The organism is Armatimonadota bacterium (assembly GCA_029907255.1).
Classification (GTDB): domain Bacteria; phylum Armatimonadota; class UBA5829; order DTJY01; family DTJY01; genus JAIMAU01.
The window spans coordinates 242,375-258,625 of the sequence record JARYMF010000002.1; the positions used below are offsets into that span (position 1 = coordinate 242,375).

12 protein-coding genes are annotated in these 16,251 nt (G+C 47.1%); 3 read left to right on the forward strand and 9 right to left on the reverse strand.

Annotated features, from left to right (window positions below):
• The 8 genes from QHH26_02360 to tyrS all read right to left on the reverse strand — a co-directional run bounded on the left by QHH26_02360 (position 1) and on the right by tyrS (position 8,888).
• Positions 1 to 1,494, reverse strand: coding sequence for an NADH-quinone oxidoreductase subunit N (locus tag QHH26_02360; GenBank protein ID MDH7480804.1), 1,494 nt, complete (start codon positions 1,492 to 1,494; stop codon positions 1 to 3).
• A gap of 3 nt (positions 1,495 to 1,497) precedes the next feature.
• Positions 1,498 to 3,015 (reverse strand): NADH-quinone oxidoreductase subunit M, encoded by a 1,518-nt coding sequence (locus tag QHH26_02365; GenBank protein ID MDH7480805.1) that lies wholly within the window; start codon positions 3,013 to 3,015, stop codon positions 1,498 to 1,500.
• Positions 3,016 to 3,033: 18 nt separating this feature from the next.
• Positions 3,034 to 5,040 (reverse strand): NADH-quinone oxidoreductase subunit L, encoded by a 2,007-nt coding sequence (gene nuoL, locus QHH26_02370; protein ID MDH7480806.1) that lies wholly within the window; start codon positions 5,038 to 5,040, stop codon positions 3,034 to 3,036.
• Positions 5,040 to 5,348, reverse strand: coding sequence for an NADH-quinone oxidoreductase subunit NuoK (nuoK, locus tag QHH26_02375; protein ID MDH7480807.1), 309 nt, complete (start codon positions 5,346 to 5,348; stop codon positions 5,040 to 5,042). Before nuoK ends, nuoL begins: the two co-directional genes overlap by 1 nt.
• Positions 5,335 to 5,862 carry an NADH-quinone oxidoreductase subunit J gene (locus QHH26_02380; protein ID MDH7480808.1) on the reverse strand — a complete coding sequence of 176 codons (528 nt, stop codon included), beginning with the start codon at positions 5,860 to 5,862 and terminating at the stop codon, positions 5,335 to 5,337. Before QHH26_02380 ends, nuoK begins: the two co-directional genes overlap by 14 nt.
• A complete protein-coding gene (locus QHH26_02385; protein ID MDH7480809.1) occupies positions 5,863 to 6,384 on the reverse strand; it encodes an NADH-quinone oxidoreductase subunit I in 522 nt (173 codons plus the stop codon).
• Positions 6,385 to 6,423: 39 nt separating this feature from the next.
• Entirely contained in the window at positions 6,424 to 7,431 is a 1,008-nt protein-coding gene (gene nuoH, locus QHH26_02390; GenBank protein MDH7480810.1) for an NADH-quinone oxidoreductase subunit NuoH, read from the reverse strand.
• Between the two features lie 254 nt (positions 7,432 to 7,685).
• Positions 7,686 to 8,888 carry a tyrosine--tRNA ligase gene (gene tyrS, locus QHH26_02395; protein ID MDH7480811.1) on the reverse strand — a complete coding sequence of 401 codons (1,203 nt, stop codon included), beginning with the start codon at positions 8,886 to 8,888 and terminating at the stop codon, positions 7,686 to 7,688.
• Positions 8,889 to 9,100: 212 nt separating this feature from the next.
• On the opposite strand from tyrS, the gene QHH26_02400 reads away from it, so the two are divergent.
• The 3 genes from QHH26_02400 (at position 9,101) to QHH26_02410 (ending at position 14,072) form a co-directional block, all read left to right on the forward strand.
• Complete coding sequence (locus QHH26_02400) at positions 9,101 to 10,840, forward strand: ABC transporter ATP-binding protein (protein ID MDH7480812.1); 1,740 nt, start codon at positions 9,101 to 9,103, stop codon at positions 10,838 to 10,840.
• The gene (locus tag QHH26_02405; protein ID MDH7480813.1) at positions 10,833 to 12,626 is read left to right on the forward strand and encodes an ABC transporter ATP-binding protein; all 1,794 of its coding nucleotides are present in this window, start codon (positions 10,833 to 10,835) and stop codon (positions 12,624 to 12,626) included. Before QHH26_02400 ends, QHH26_02405 begins: the two co-directional genes overlap by 8 nt.
• A gap of 282 nt (positions 12,627 to 12,908) precedes the next feature.
• Positions 12,909 to 14,072 carry an acyl-CoA dehydrogenase family protein gene (locus QHH26_02410; GenBank protein ID MDH7480814.1) on the forward strand — a complete coding sequence of 388 codons (1,164 nt, stop codon included), beginning with the start codon at positions 12,909 to 12,911 and terminating at the stop codon, positions 14,070 to 14,072.
• A gap of 166 nt (positions 14,073 to 14,238) precedes the next feature.
• Here QHH26_02410 and QHH26_02415 read toward each other — a convergent pair whose 3' ends face one another.
• Positions 14,239 to 16,179: a beta-galactosidase gene (locus QHH26_02415; GenBank protein MDH7480815.1), complete on the reverse strand. Its 1,941-nt coding sequence runs from the start codon at positions 16,177 to 16,179 to the stop codon at positions 14,239 to 14,241.
• Between the last annotated feature and the right edge of the window lie 72 nt (positions 16,180 to 16,251).

A 16,251-nucleotide genomic window follows, 5' to 3' on the forward strand; every position in this document is an offset into this window, starting at 1 on the left:
CTACTTCCCTAGCATTTGCGTTGAGGCATGAGCCATAAGGATGAAAGGCTGGGGGTATAATAGCACCACCACCGTCATTGCTAAGGTCATCGCAAGCACGAATGCCAGTGGCCGAGATGTGCGAATTGGCTCGTTGTTTTTTGGCTTCACAAAGAACATTACTCGGGCTACGTTCATGTAGTAGTATACCGATATTACGGTATTCACAATCGCTATTACAGCCAGCCAGAAAAGGTAGTCGATTCCAGAGTTGATTGCTGCTAGAAAAATATAGAATTTGGCTAAGATACCCGCAGTCGGAGGTATGCCAGCCAAAGCAAGCAGGAAGAATGCAAGAGAGGCTGCGGCAAATGGCGAGCGGCTGATTAGCCCTGAGTAGTCATCTATTTCATCCGACCCAAGTTTTGCCGAGATGATTGTCACAACTGCAAACGCTCCGAGATTCATGAACAAGTAAATAAACACATAGAGAAGCACAGATTGCAGCCCATATCGCTCGCTGAATGGCATTGAGGCAACGCCGACAAGGATGTATCCCGCCTGCGCAATACTTGAGTATGCGAGCATTCTTTTTATGTTTAGCTGAGGTATAGCCGTCAAGTTTCCAAGCGTCATGCTTGCGGCGGATAATGCAGCGATAAACGAGGTCCAATGGAACGACCCTGCAGTGATTCCAATTGAAAGGACCCTGGCCAATACTGCAAATCCTGCAGCCTTAGATCCGACTGATAGGAACGCTGTTATTGGAGTTGGTGCTCCCTCGTAAGTATCTGGGGCCCATTGATGGAACGGCACGGCTGCTATTTTGAATCCAAATCCCACCATTACTAGCAAGATTGCTAGGAATAGCAGCGGAAGGTAAGTCGAGGGAATCGGTTCTACGGGCGAGATAAGCTTTGCATGCATCTCAAGCAAATTGGTTGTTCCTGTCAAGCCATAGAGGATTGACATGCCGTAAATCATTGCAGCTGCTGCAATTGACCCGTATAAGAAAAATTTAAGAGCGGCTTCGTTTGATTTTAAGTCATGCTTCAGGTAACCCGTAAGGATATACGACGTGATGCTTAGGAACTCCAGCGACAGGTATATCATAATCATGTCGGCTGAAGCTGCCATTGTGGTGATGGCTAGCGTTGCGAACACAAGCAGCGCGTAATATTCTCCTCGGTGGAATCTCACTTTTCTGAAAAAGTCTATCGACATTAAGATGACCAGAATTGTTGAAACCAAAGCGATTATCTTGAAAAAGATAGCGAAACCATCAACAGCAAAAATTTGCCCAAACTGCCATTTGCCTTGGCCCACGTGCGCCATAAGCCAAATCGAGGAGGCAAGCGCTGCAAGCAGAACGGTGATACTTGCCGTTTCTGGTGACAAGATATCCACCCGTTCGGCGGTCATGCGGTTTCGTATTGCAAGTCCGATTATTAGAACAAGCATCCCGCCAATGGTTAAAATCAACTCAGGAGCTATGTAAGCAAGCTTAAAATCCACTTGTTAACCTCCGGCGCTCCTTGATACTAGTTGCACAATCTGTTGGAGTGAGCCATCAAATGTTCGGATTACCAAGGAAGGGAGAATTCCTACCAAAAGCGAGAGTGCGGCAAGCGGCACGAGGCTTATGATCTCCCTTGCATCGGTATCTGTGATTTCAGCCCATTTAGGGTTTAGTGGCCCAAGAAGAACCCTTTGGAGCATCCAAAGCAAATATGCGGCATTGATGACTATGCCGATTACGCCTAAAGCGGAGATGATTGTAAAGATGGGGATTGCCCCTCGAAATACAAGAAATTCGGATATGAAGCCGGACAGCCCCGGAAGGCCAAGAGAGCCAAACGCCATGAAGCTTAAGAGGCCGGCGTAAATTGGAATTTTCGCGCCTAAGCCACCAAACTGGTCAAGGTCGCGGTTGTGTGTTCGTTCATATATCACACCAACCAAAAGGAATAATGCGCCAGTAAGCAGCCCATGGCTAAACATTTGCAAGGTAGCCCCGTTCAATGCGATTACCTTATCTGCCATCTTGCTTGCGTTTGTAGCAGCCATCGCCGCTGCTACTCCGAGCATGACAAAGCCCATGTGATTCACCGAGGAATATGCGATGAGCTTTTTCATGTCTTTTTGCGCCATTGCTACAAGTCCGCCGTATATGATGCTAATTAGCGCTAGTATTGCAACCCATGTTGCGTAAGCATGTGATGCTTCAGGTAGCATTGGAAGTAGTATGCGCAAAAAGCCGTACCCGCCAAGTTTCAGGAGAATGCCTGCAAGAATCACGCTCCCAGCAGTGGGCGCCTCAACGTGTGCATCCGGAAGCCATGTATGGAACGGCCACATTGGCACTTTGATCGCAAACGCGAGGAAAAACGCCCAAAATGCTAACGATTGCAAGGCAAAATTGCCGGCAAAAGGAAGCTGCTGAATGGCTTCTGGAATGCTGAAAGTGTGTGGGTCGGTGTAGAAATATACGCCGATTATCGCGAGAAGCATTGCAACGCTTCCGACAAGGGTATATAGAAAGAACTTGATAGCTGCATATTCCTTTCTCGGTCCGCCCCATACACCAATGATGAAATACATCGGCACGAGGCTTATCTCCCAGAACAAGTAGAAGAGGAAGAAGTCCAACGATGTGAAAACCCCTATCATTCCCGTCTCAAGGAAAAGGAATAATAGGAAGTATTCCTTTGGCCGCTCGGTTACTATCCAGGAGTAGACTAGCGAAAGTGTGGTCAAAAGCGCTGTCAAAAATATAAACGGGATGCTGATTCCGTCAACGCCCATGTAGTAGTGAACGTTAAGCACCCGAATCCAAGGAATCTTGACTACATACTGCATTCCTGCCTTAGACGCGTCATAGCCAGTCCAAAGCATGATTGACAGCGCCAGTGGCACCAGGCTGAATAACAGCGAGGTCCATTTAATCGCCCCATGTTTTTCCTTTGGGATGAATAGAACCGCCAATGCTCCAACCAACGGTACAAAGGTTATTAGCGTCAGTATCCACGAATCCATAAGGCTTCTGCCTCCACGTTATCTATATACAAGTATCCAAGCTCTATGTAGGTAGAGCCAAGCCATAACTAGGACTCCTAAGAATGCAACGAGCACATAATTTTGTAGCACACCTGTCTGAACAAAGCGCAATGTTCGCCCGGTTACTTTTGGGATGAGCCCAATGACGTTCACAAGGCCATCTATGACCCATTTATCGAACCAGCCGTAGAGTATGGAAAGCCAAACAGTAAGCCAGGCGATTCCGTTGACTATGCCATCGATGATCTTTTGATCGAATATCCCAAGGAATCTTGAGATTTCTAAGAATGGTACAACTATCAAAGCCCAGTAAATCTCATCAAAGTAGTACTTGTTTTTCAATAGAACATAAATAGGATGAAGCCGCTCCTTTAAAGCCGCTGGAGATATCACAGGCTTTACATACATCATTGCTCCGAGGCTAATTCCACCGACTGCCGCTAGTGTCGCAATGCACGCTACTAGCCAACTGAAAGTTGCTTCGCCTTCACCAAAGTGGATGAATTGGTGAAATACGTTTTTCCATGGCCAAGCCACGTATCCGGCGACTATTGAGAGAATGCCGAGCACTACAAGCGGCAGAACCATTACCCTTGGGCTCTCGTGTGCGTGTATATCGGGTCTCCTTGGCTTCCCGAGGAATGCAAGGGCGACTAAGCGGGTCATGTAGAACGCTGTGAGGAACGCCGCAAGAACGCCGACCACAAAAAGCGGTTTGCTTGCATGAAATACCTCAAGCAAAATCTCATCTTTGCTGAAGAATCCTGCTGTCAGTGGTAAGCCTGCGAGTGCCGCTGCACTTATTACGAATGTCCAAAAAGTCACAGGCATTTTTTTCTTCAAGCCGCCCATTTCTTGAATGTCTTGCACACCAGTTGCATGGATAACGCTGCCGGCTCCAAGAAATAGGTTTGCTTTAAAGAACGCATGAGTCATGAGATGAAGCAAGCCAGCGGTATATCCGCCCACGCCTAAGCCAAGCATCATATACCCGAGCTGGCTTATTGTCGAGTATGCTAACACGCGCTTCATATCATTTATCACAGTTGCAATCGTTGCCGCCATGAATGCCGTTATTGCGCCAATTACTGCAACAACTGCCAGCGAGACTGACCCCTCTTGGTAGTGGAAAATCGGGTACATTCGCCCTACTAGGTAGACGCCAGCTGCGACCATTGTTGCTGCGTGGATTAGAGCACTGACTGGAGTAGGACCTTCCATTGCATCCGGCAGCCAGACATGAAGCGGGAATTGCGCCGACTTGCCGACAGCTCCCATGAATAGCAGAATCCCTACTAGTGGTAGGAATGAGAATGCTAGCCTTCCGATATTGTAAGTTGCTTCCACTAGCGTGGGTACACGTGCAAATATCTCGCTAAGCTGGACCGTTCCAGTGTATTGGAAAAGCAGCAGTATTCCGAGCAGGAAACCCAGGTCGCCAACGCGGGTCACGATGAATGCCTTTTTTGCTGCTCGCATCGCCTCGGGTTTCTCAAACCAAAAACCAATAAGCAAGTACGACGTTAGCCCAACTAGTTCCCACGAGACAAATAGGAGGATAAGATTGTCGGCGGTTACAAGTCCAAGCATCGCGGCACTGAACAGAGAAAGGTAGGCGAAGAACCTTGGATATCTAGAATCACCATGCATGTAGCCGACCGAATATATTTGAACTAGCATCGCCACGATGGTGACTACTAGAAGCATCATTACCGTGAGCTGGTCCACAACGAATCCCATGTGGATAGTGACTCCGCCGACGGTTAGCCATTCTACACTTCGGGCAAATGGTTCGAACTCGTGTCCTCCTGCAAAATAGCGGGCTATCGTAATTCCACTAACTAGGACAGCTAGAATGAATGACAATACAATTGCTGTTATGGCGACATATGCGCCTTGCCCAGGCCCCCTCCTGCCGGTTAGTAAGACCAAACCGAATGCCGCCAGGGGCAAAATGGGTATCAGCCATGTCAATCCAAGTATTGTATCGTAAATGTGATTCATCACCACTTCATCTCGTGAATCTTGTCTACATTAATGTGCAGTCTACTGCGGTATACGGCGATAATAATTGCCAAACCAACCGCAGCCTCCGCTGCGGCGATCGTCATAACAAAAACTGCAAATATGTGTCCAGTCAATACTGCTGGTTTGTGAAAGCTGCCGAATGCGACAAGGTTGATATTCGCCGCATTTAGCATCAACTCAATTCCCATTAGGATACCGATTGCATTTCTTCGGCTCATTACGCCGAAAACTCCTATGCAAAAAAGAATTGCGGAGAGTGCAAGATACCATTCAAGCGGGATCATCTTTCTCCTCCTTGGCAAGGACTATTGCTCCAACCATGGCAACCAGCAGTATAACTGATGCCAATTCGAATGGGAGAACGTATTTCGTTAGCAACTGCGTGCCAATCACGGCGGTTGTTGGTTTTGTGTAGGCTGCTTTCATACCCCAAGGGTGCTTCACGAATACTTGGAACATGAAAGTAAGTAGCCCCACGCTTACCGGTATCGCTATCACCCATTGTCCTGACGTCTGAGTTACATCAGCCGACATCACGCGGTGCGTGAGCATCAGCGCGAACATCATTAGAACAATGATTGCTCCTATGTAGATTAACACCTGCACGGCCGCGAGAAAATCGGCAGCAAGCAAGAGAAATACTCCGGCAACTCCAAGAAACGTAAGCACCAGAAAGAGAAGTGAGTGGAATATGTTGCGTAGTGTAACGACTAGCAAGGCGGAAAAGACCACGGTTGCGGCAATAAACAAAAAGGCTAGTTGCGATAAAGTTGGCAATTCAGGTAATGATATTGTCACCTATTCGCCCTCCTTTGCCAAAGTCGATACCTTCTCTTTCTTTTGTGGCTCCTCTTTCGTTTCTTGGACCCCACCAATCTTGTTCAATTTTTTGCGGTCGTAAATTAGTGAGTCGCGAGAGAAATCTGCTAGCTCATACTCACGGCTCATTTTGATTGCACCCACTGGGCATACTTCCTCACATAAGCCGCAGAACATACAAAGGCCAATGTTGATAACGAATTTATCGACTATGCGCTTCTTGTCTTCACCCATATGGGACTCCACGGTGATTGTTTGTGTGGGACAAATTCGCGCGCATGCTCCACAGCCAATGCAGCGATCAATTCCAGTTTCAGGGTCTACTGGCAGACATGGAGCGCCTCTGTATCCTTCGGGCAACTCTAGTCTTTGCTCAGGATACTGGACCGTTACTTTTTTGCGGAAGAGGTTCCTGATGGTAACAATGTGGCCCTTTGCGATACTGTAGAGCGTATACCAGGCTTCTTTCAAGTATGAGTTTATAATTTTTAGACTTTGCATATTGATTTTATTGCGCAACAACGCTTTAGGTCTTTTGTGTTAAGCAAGTATCAGCACGCCAGTCCAAGCAATATTAAGCAGAGCAAGTGGAATGAGCACCTTCCAACCAAAGCTCATAAGTTGGTCAACTCTTACTCTTGGGAGAGTAGATCTTATCCACATGAGCACGAATACCAGCAATAGCGATTTCGCAAAGAACCACACCACGGATGGGATAAACGACAGTGCTGGGTGAATTGGTAGCCATCCGCCTAGAAAAAGCGTAGTCGCAATTGCTGATATTGAGAACATTCCAGCGAACTCTGCTAGAAAGAATAGTGCGAATTTCATCCCGCTATACTCAGTGTTATAGCCTGCGACAAGCTCAGATTCTGCCTCCATGATGTCGAATGGTGTTAGATTGGTTTCCGCAAGTGCGGCGGCTAGGTAAATTAGGAACCCCAAAATTTGACTTGCTATGAACCATTTGGGTATGATGCCAAACCATGTGCCAGATTGGGCTCTGACAATGTCTTGTGTGCTTAGTGTGCCAGCCAACATTACTGGCGGAATCATTGCAAGAACTAACGGTATCTCGTAGCTTATAATTTGAGCTGCCGCTCGAAATGCGCCTAAAAGCGACCATTTGTTATTTGACGCCCAGCCTGCTGTAATAATGCCGACGATTGGTATGGACATCACTGCAACCAAGTAAAGCACTCCGATGTTCAGGTCTTGAAGAATCCACCCCTTGTCGCCAAACGGGATTACCAGATAAACAAGGTACGCAGGGACAAAGACTATAATGGGCGCGATGATAAATGGCCATTTGTCGGCGCATGCTGGGATGGTGTCTTCCTTGGTTAGGAGTTTTATCGCATCTGCTATTGTCTGTGCTAATCCTTCAGGTCCAACACGGTTTGGCCCAATCCTTGCCTGAATCCACCCCATAATTTTCCTAAGGCCATAAACCAAATACAGGACTACAAATAGTATGAAGAAAAGTACGATTATGGCGCTTACAAACATAACCGCCGGCTGAACATAGTCCAGCGGAATGTGTAGCAGCTTGAAAAACCATTTTATTATCTCTGTCAATGTCACCACGTTTACCTCCATCGAGGAGGGAGCTCTTCATTTAGCATTTGCCAGTTTTAAGAATTTGCTTGGCGGTCAAAAGTCTAGCAAATACTAAGTTTATATTCCAATATATTTGTAATAGTCAATATTGCTTCCCTTTCCCCCTTCAATGGATATTTGGTTTGAAGATTGTTGACGAAGGTTTAACCTCACAATCTTACTATGGGAAGAGGGAAATTACCCTATACTATTACAATTCTTCCGAATCTTAACTTCCCAACGCGGAGCACTTGGCCTGTTTGGATAGAGATTTCGGCGTTTGGATCATCGATTCGCTTGCCGTCGAGGGTGACAGCACCCTGCTGAATGAGCCGTCTTGCTTCGCTGTTTGAAGGCGCGAATCCTGCTAGTACGATAAGCCTTGGCATCCAAATTTTTCCGTCTTTTAATATCGACGCCGGTACGTTAATAGGTTCAATCTCAGATGGGAGCTCGCGCTCGCTAAACACGCGTTCAAACTCTGCTTGAGCCGCCGCCGCTGCTTCTGCCCCATGATAAATTGTCACTATCTCGCGTGCTAATCGCTTCTTGACTTCCATCGGGTGAAGCTTTCCGCTTGCAAGACCGGCTTCGATTTCTTTTATTTCCGACATTTGCACGTCTGTCAATAGTTCAAAATATTGAATCATTAGATTATCAGGAATTGACATTATCTTTCCGAACATGTCATTTGGCGGCTCGGAGACTCCGATATAATTGCCAAGTGACTTGCTCATTTTCTGGACGCCGTCCAAACCTACCAGGATGGGCATAAATATAGCGACTTCAGGTTCCTGCCCGAATTGGCGTTGGAAATCGCGAGCTATTAGTATATTAAACTTCTGGTCTAGACCGCCAAGTTCGACGTCCGATTCCAAAGCTACCGAATCATATGCTTGGCATACCGGATACAATATCTCATGCATACCTATTGGCTCTCCAGCTGCCAATCGCGATTGGAAGTCATCCCTTTCTAAAATACGTGCAACTGTAATTTTGGATGTAATATTGATTACATCCGCAAAAGTAAGGGGACTGAGCCATTCGCTGTTAAATCGAACTTTTGTCTTCTCTCGGTCAAGTACTAGGCAGTACTGGTCCTCATAGGTCTTCGCATTGGCGGCAATCTCTTCGGGAGTAAGCATTGGACGGGTTGCCGAGCGGCCGGATGGGTCGCCAATGCTTGCAGTGAAGTCGCCGATGATTATCACTACTTCGTGGCCCAGCTCTTGGAATTGCCGCATCTTTCGCAGAACAACTGTGTGTCCAAGGTGAATATCTGGCGCTGTTGGGTCGAGGCCGAGCTTGAGCTTGAGGGGTTTGCCTGTCTTCTGGGCTTTCTCAAGCTTTGCGCGAAGTTCGTCCTCGGGAACAATTTCAAGCGTCCCGCGCCGAATGATTTCCATTTGTTTGTCTATTGGAAGTTGGGAAATCAATTTTTGCAAATCCTCAAAAGTCAGTAAGTAATGAAAAAAGCCGGCGAAATGGTATCACACTAAAGAGTGAATGTCAACCTCGGATACATAATGGGGAGGATGAACGAGCATTTATGCTGAACAAGTTATTAGGCGTGCGGCAATATTAAGGAAATTTTGGCCGCCAACGGGGGATAAGAATCATGCAAACGGTCAGAAGACTAATTGCCTTTGCTATCAAATATTGGCATTGGATACTTCTGGCAACAATTTGCCTATTTGCTGTGACTGGTTTCGACCTGCTAAACCCCCAATTTATTAGATTGATAATCGATGAAGGCTTAAAGAGTGGTAAGTATTACTTGATACCATATCTATCCCTTGGAATAGTAGGGATAGCAATAATCCGTGGGTTTTTCTGGTTTGGCCAGCAATATCTTACAGAGTACATCGCTCATCGAACTATATATGATATTCGCAACCGCTTATTTGACCACATCCAGCGGCTGTCATTTAGCTATCATGATGAGGCTGAAACTGGTCAGCTGATTTCCAGGGCAACTTCGGATGTGGACATGCTAAGGCGGTTTCTTGGCCACGGCTTAATGCACTTGCTTAGCGATGGGTTGGTCTTCATCGGGGTGCTTTTTATGTGTATTTACATGAACTGGAAGCTTGCCCTGATTGCCCTTTCCACAACGCCCTTCTTAATCTCAGCCGTTTTTAGATATGGTGGACGTATCCGTCCTCTTTACACCGCAATACAAAACCAAAGGGGCGATATGACCACAGCAATTCAGCAGAATTTGCTCGGTATCCGCGTTGTAAAGACATTTGCTCGTGAAGACCATGAAATCGCAAAGTTCGACAAACAATCTTATGCATTGCTTGAGCGGAACCTAGAGGCGGCCCAAGTATCTGCAGTTTATATGCCGATGATGGATTTCCTTGCCGCAATGGGGACGACGTTGGTTCTTTTGTATGGTGGCTCCCAAGTAATCAATGGGACGTTGAAGCTTGGTGAACTTGTGGCGTTTAACGCATACCTTGTGCGGCTAATTTCGTCGGTGCGCATGACTGGATGGATTGTGAATATGGCGCAAAATGCTGTCGCCGCTGCGGATAGGATTTTTGAAATACTGGATACACATCCGGAAACCCATTTAAAAGATGGGACGAAGGAGCTCAAAAACTGTCGTGGGCATGTCGAATTCAGAAATGTTTCTTTTAGCTACAGCGACGGTAGCCGCGTACTGAGCAACATCAACTTGGAAGTAAAGCCGGGAGAAATGGTTGCCCTTGTTGGACCAACAGGTTCGGGGAAGAGTACAATCATTAACCTTTTGCCAAGGTTTTATGACGTGACAGAGGGCGCAATTCTTATAGATGGGGTGGATATCCGAGAATACAAGCTGGAATCGCTCAGGAGAAATATCGGAATTGTTGCTCAGGAAACGTTCCTCTTCGGCGATTCTGCAAGGGAAAACATCGCTTATGGGAAACCCGATGCTTCGCTGGAGGAGGTGATTGAGGCAGCTAAGGCTGCGAACATCCATGATTTTATAGATTCTTTACCCGATGGCTACGATACACAAATAGGCGAGCGCGGGGTAAACCTTTCGGGTGGTCAGAAGCAGAGGGTAGCAATCGCTCGTGCACTTCTTATGAATCCGCCCATACTTATCTTGGATGACTCAACTTCAAGTGTGGATACCGAGACGGAAATGCTCATTCAAAAGGCGCTTGTATCGCTGACCGAATCACGCACTACTTTTGTCATCGCCCAGCGCATATCTACGGTCAAGAGAGCAGACAAGATTGTCGTGCTTGATAAAGGCAGAATCGTCGAGGTAGGCACGCACGAGGAGCTTCTAGCGAAAGGCGGCCTTTACGCTGAGATTTACAACCTCCAATTCCGCGCTCAGGAGGAACAATATGCCTAAGCCATATTACGACGATGAAGTATTGGGAAAAGCTTTCGACCCCAAGTTGACAAGGAAAATGCTTGTATTTCTGAGGCCATACAAGAGCCAACTTGTAATTGCAACGTTGACGGTTCTGATGACCTCTGGCTTGGGACTAATAATACCTAAATTATGGAAAGCTGCAATAGACGAGGGCATATCTGCAAAGAATTTGCGTGTGCTCGAAATTGTCGCCATTCTTTATGTTGTTACATATCTTGTCAGGTGGTTAGCAAGTTATTGGCAGACGTTATCTGTATCGCGGCTTGGCCAAAGCGTCCTTCATGATATCCGACATCGTCTCTTTTCTCATATTCAGAACATGTCCCTAAGCTTCTTCGACCGGCGCGAGGTTGGTAGATTGATTGCCAGGCTTACAAGCGATGTGGAAGCGGTAAATGAGTTGTTAACTTCGGGGACTTTATCCATAATTGCTGACGTTGGAATGCTTATAGGGATTATCATAATCCTGGTGCGGGAAAATCTTCAGCTTTCATTGATGACGTTCAGCCTTGTGCCATTTATGTGGATAGTAACCTCAGTATTTCGCACCAAAGCTAGAATTGCTTACAGGGACGTTCGCCAGAAGGTGGCAACCGTTACAGCTACTGTTGCCGAAAACGTCTCGGGCGTTCGCGTGGTCAAATCGTTTTCGCGGGAGAAAGAAAACTTGCGCCGTTTCAAGCAGGTAAATCTGGAGAATCGCCGGGCGTTTATGAACGCTGCCCGTGTGCACGCAACCTTTGTTCCTATAATATCTGTACTCAGTATGGTAGCAGTCTGTATGGTTTATTGGTATGGTGGACTTAGGGTTGCAGCAGGAGTACTCACCATAGGTATATTGGTGGAGTTCGTGCAGTATATGAATCAGTTCTTTCAACCTATTCGAGACCTAAGCAACCTCTATCACACTATGCAGTCGGCGATGGCTGGTGCTGAACGAATATTTGAAATATTGGAAACTAAACCGGATGTTTATGACAAACCAAATTGCATTGAGATGCCGCCAATTCGCGGGGATGTTGAGTTCCGACACGTAAACTTTGCATACGACGAGACGCTAGTTCTTAAAGATGTGAGTTTCTATGTCAAAGCTGGGCAGACGGTAGCCTTTGTGGGTCCAACTGGTGCTGGAAAGACAACGATAATCAATCTCTTGAGTAGGCAGTATGATGTAACAGATGGGGCAATTTTGATAGATGGCATTGATATACGCAGTGTTTCGATGCGTTCGTTGCGAAAGCAAATGGGTGTGGTCCTCCAAGATCCATTTCTCTTTCCTGGAAGCATTAAAGAGAATATACGCTATGGGCGCCTGGACGCTACCGATCAAGAGGTCGAGGCGGCGGCAAAAACAGTTGGTGCGCATGATTTCATTATTGAGATGCCGAGGGGTTACGATACCGATGTTCGTGAGGGCGGCTCAAAGCTTTCGGCTGGACAAAAGCAGCTTATTTCATTTGCGCGTGCGCTTCTTGCCGACCCCAGGATTTTAATACTTGATGAGGCCACCTCTAGCGTTGATACCCAAACCGAGATGCTTATCCAGCAAGCGCTGAGACAGCTGTTGAAAGGCAGAACTTCTTTTGTTATTGCGCACAGGCTGTCAACCATCATCGAGGCAGATATAATCATGGTAATCGAAGATGGCCGTGTTCAGGAAGTCGGCACGCACGAAGAACTCCTCTCATTAGGCGGTCTCTACAAACGCCTTTATGATATGCAATTCGAGGAGATTGTTGCTGAGGAAGAAATCAAGTCCTAAAAGTTAGTTTTTAAGAATTGAAAGCCTCTAAGCAACTAGCCTAATTTCCTGCATATGGTCTAAAGTAAGTATTTTCTACAAAAATTATTCTATTACAAAGCTTCGAGCCCATTTTGAAGAAGGAACACCGTTGGAATTTGGCGAAAATCCCCTTGGTTGTAGAGCCTGATTATGGCGCTGAACAACACCTTCAGATGGTATATTTTCAGGGCAAAGTTTCAGATTATGGATTTCTGAATCCATAACCTTCAAGTTTAAAGCACGAGGAATGAGGTACCGAATATGGATTACTTTTTCACGGAAGAACAGCAAATGATGCGCGAAGTTGCGCGTGAAATTGCAGAGAAGCGCATACGTCCCGTTGCCGCCGAATTTGATGAGACTGGCGAGTTCCCTTGGGAAATAACCAAGGCAATCGCCGATGCGGACCTTTTCCGCGTTTTTATTCCCGAGGAATACGAGGGCATGGACCTAGGCATGCCCATCACAAACATGTGCATAGTAACCGAGGAGCTTTCCAAAGCTTGCGGCGGCATATCCCTAGGATTTGCGGCAACTGGTCTAGGAACTATGCCGATACTCATTGCCGGAAACGAGGAGCAGAAGGCGAAGTATCTCCCTAGGATTGCTTCGGGTACGCTGGCTGCTTTTGCACTAACTGAGGCAAATGCAGGTTCAGATGCAAGCGCCGTTGCGACAAAGGCAGTTCTGGATGGTGACCATTACATCCTCAATGGCACAAAGCAGTGGATTACCAATGGTGGTGAGGCCGAAATATACACCGTTTTTTGCGTTACCGACCCCACCAGAGGCCCACGTGGAATCTCTGCAATCATCGTAGAAAAGGGCACGCCGGGCTTTTCCTTCGGAAAGAAAGAGAACAAGATGGGCATACGAGCATCCGCTACCCGCGAGTTGATTTTTCAAGACTGCCGGGTGCCAAAGGAGAATCTCCTCGGTAAGGAAGGCATGGGTTTCTTCATCGCAATGAAGACATTCGACGTATCACGCCCCGGCGTCGCCGCCCAAGCGCTTGGGATTGCTCAGGGGGCGCTGGACCTCGCAGTGAAATACTCTCGTGAGCGACATCAGTTTGGCCAACCGATTTGTGCTTTCCAAGGGTTGCGGTGGATGATGGCGGATATGGCAATGAAGATTGAGGCGGCAAGGGCACTTATCTATGCAACCGCCAGATGGATTGACCAAGCGAAGCCAAAGAAAGCCGCAATGTATTCTGCCATGGCTAAGTGCTTTGCATCTGACGTGGCGATGGAGGTCACAACTAATGCCCTCCAGATTTTCGGCGGATATGGGTATATGAAGGAATATCCAATCGAGAAATACATGCGCGACGCAAAAATAACCCAAATATACGAGGGGACCAATCAAATACAGCGCGAAGAAATCTCCAAGGGCTTAATCGCAGCGGCGGCAAGCGGTGATTAATTAATTCAGCCAGAGCTAACAACCGAACAACATGAAACAGCGGAGGAAAGAGACAACCTGGGTTCTCTTTCCTCTTTGTATTTATAACTTTCCAAACCAAATTCAACGGTGCATCCGGTGTCTGCAGTACCAAGGCTGTTTCTGCCTTGGTACTCGAGATATTTTACTATTTCTTAGCAGGGATTTTGATTAGCTCACCTTCAGTAATGCGGCACTTGATTATCTGCCCACACCAATGGCGCTCAACGTCCACGGGTTTATCGTTGTTGTTATATAGAAGAAGCATATCAGGGAAGACTGCGGTCCAGACACCGTCAGACTTGCCATCGATTTCTGGAGCGCCTTTTAGGCCTGGTTTGAACTGTTCAGGATGGTAAACTGCCTTATAAACCAACTCTCTAAAGGTTTGATCTTCTGGCTTTGGTTCCTTTGGATATCTGATTATCAAGCCTTTGCCTAGCGAGAATATGGTGGTTTCTGTAGTCGTCGATGATGAGTGGTTTCCGGCAGATAAAATTATTCCTAAGTCATCTCGGCCTTCAACATCTGTTGGGGGTTTTGGCATTCCAGCGACGAGTATGCCGCCGCTTTTAATCCATTTTACAATTTTCTGCATAACCGTGCGCTCCACAACCGAACCTTGTAGCCATATGAGCACACGAATTTTGCCATTTTCAAGATAGCCATCTTCAATTAGAAGTTCGTCTGCCACCTCAAAGTCCGTGATGTCGCGTAGAGAGTCAGCAGTGTGAATTGCGGGCCACAGGTCGCCATTCATTCGGTACCATGTTGTCGGGCAATAGACGGCAACGTCGGTAATCGACGGTATGCCGCGATAGAGATGTATCCACTTCAAACCATCTAGCTTGTGCTTGTCCCATTCATAGCTGAACATTTCGGTTGCGCCATTGCTAGCGTCCATGAAGACCCGGCGAAGGAAGGTTCTCCTATCTAGACCTCCAGCAGGCTCAGTGGTGAGGGGAATGCCGTAGAACCGATAAGCAGTTCCATACCATCTGTCGCCAAACGGCCTCCCATGGCAGTCGGCTGGTTGGAGTCTAACCTTGCCATTTGAGCTTCTCACCTTCAGCTCTCCAATAGCTTTTGCATACCCTGGACAGTATGTTCCCCAGGCGATTGGGTTAACACCACCTGCAGAGCCGCCTGGCTTCATTTTAAGCTTCTGAAGAGGGAAATATTTGCAGGCAATTTTTGTTACTTCAACCGAGAAGTCAATGAGCGATTGGTGATACCATTTGATGAAATCCACCCAGCGCCGTCGTGACTTTGGGTCGTTGCGTTCTTCGGCTTTCAGCACTCTTCCTGCTTTTATCTCGGGTGGGAACTCTAGGTCTTCCCATTTACGGAAATTGGTCCCCCAAGCTTTGTTCAATGACTCTAGACTGCGGTAGCGCTTTTGAAAATCTTCGCGGAAAGCTTTGCGGGCGAATTTATCGCCACACCAATACCCTTCGTGGCAGTGGCCAATTTTCAACCAATCGGGAATTGGAAGCGGGTAATTCCCTTCCCCATAAGGGCCGACAAGCCCAACGTAGGTTCTTCCGATTTTCTCACCAAGCGCCTTTGACATTTCTTTGTAGAATCGTTCGAACCATTTAAGCGTTGCAGGATCCCATATTGAAAATGTATATGTTTCCTCGTCATGCTCAAGGCATTTCATCATTGTGAAATGACTAGGAGCATCAGGTTCGTTTGGTAACTTTCCCTCGCGCATCCAGGCAGGCGGATTTTGGAGCCAAAGATATGGGTCGTACTCCAAACCTCCTGCGTTTTGCTTCTCGGCGACTTCTATCTGTCTGCTCCAATCCCATTTGCCAGGTTCGCGCTCAACCGCACCCCATGCCACATAGTCTTCGTATGCCTTTATGCCAGTCTTGGCGTATGTTGACCAGTTTTCCGCCGGCGGCACGGGTTCGCCGTTGAACGCAGGATCCGGAAATGCTCCAACTGGTGAATGTTGAATCCATAAGACGCTGAAATTGCCAGTTATGATGGGCAGATTCGTCTTTTGCTTGTTTGCTATAGACTCAGCGGCGGCTAATGATGCCGTTGTCAATGCGATGAGTACGTAAGTTATCTTTATCATTGCTGATTCTTTTCTCCCTTGAAAGACTATTAGCAGTTGGGGCTTAGCGTCAAAGACCAAGAAATAGGTTTT

Bases quoted from the DNA above. Each gene is read 5' to 3' on its own strand.
- QHH26_02365 (MDH7480805.1), bottom strand. From the start codon at position 3,015: ATGGATTCGTGGATACTGACGCTAATAACCTTTGTACCGTTGGTTGGA.
- nuoL (MDH7480806.1), bottom strand. From the start codon at position 5,040: ATGAATCACATTTACGATACAATACTTGGATTGACATGGCTGATACCC.
- nuoK (MDH7480807.1), bottom strand. From the start codon at position 5,348: ATGATCCCGCTTGAATGGTATCTTGCACTCTCCGCAATTCTTTTTTGC.
- QHH26_02385 (MDH7480809.1), bottom strand. From the start codon at position 6,384: ATGCAAAGTCTAAAAATTATAAACTCATACTTGAAAGAAGCCTGGTAT.
- tyrS (MDH7480811.1), bottom strand. From the start codon at position 8,888: ATGGAAATCATTCGGCGCGGGACGCTTGAAATTGTTCCCGAGGACGAA.
- QHH26_02400 (MDH7480812.1), top strand. From the start codon at position 9,101: ATGCAAACGGTCAGAAGACTAATTGCCTTTGCTATCAAATATTGGCAT.
- QHH26_02405 (MDH7480813.1), top strand. From the start codon at position 10,833: ATGCCTAAGCCATATTACGACGATGAAGTATTGGGAAAAGCTTTCGAC.
- QHH26_02410 (MDH7480814.1), top strand. From the start codon at position 12,909: ATGGATTACTTTTTCACGGAAGAACAGCAAATGATGCGCGAAGTTGCG.
- QHH26_02415 (MDH7480815.1), bottom strand. From the start codon at position 16,179: ATGATAAAGATAACTTACGTACTCATCGCATTGACAACGGCATCATTA.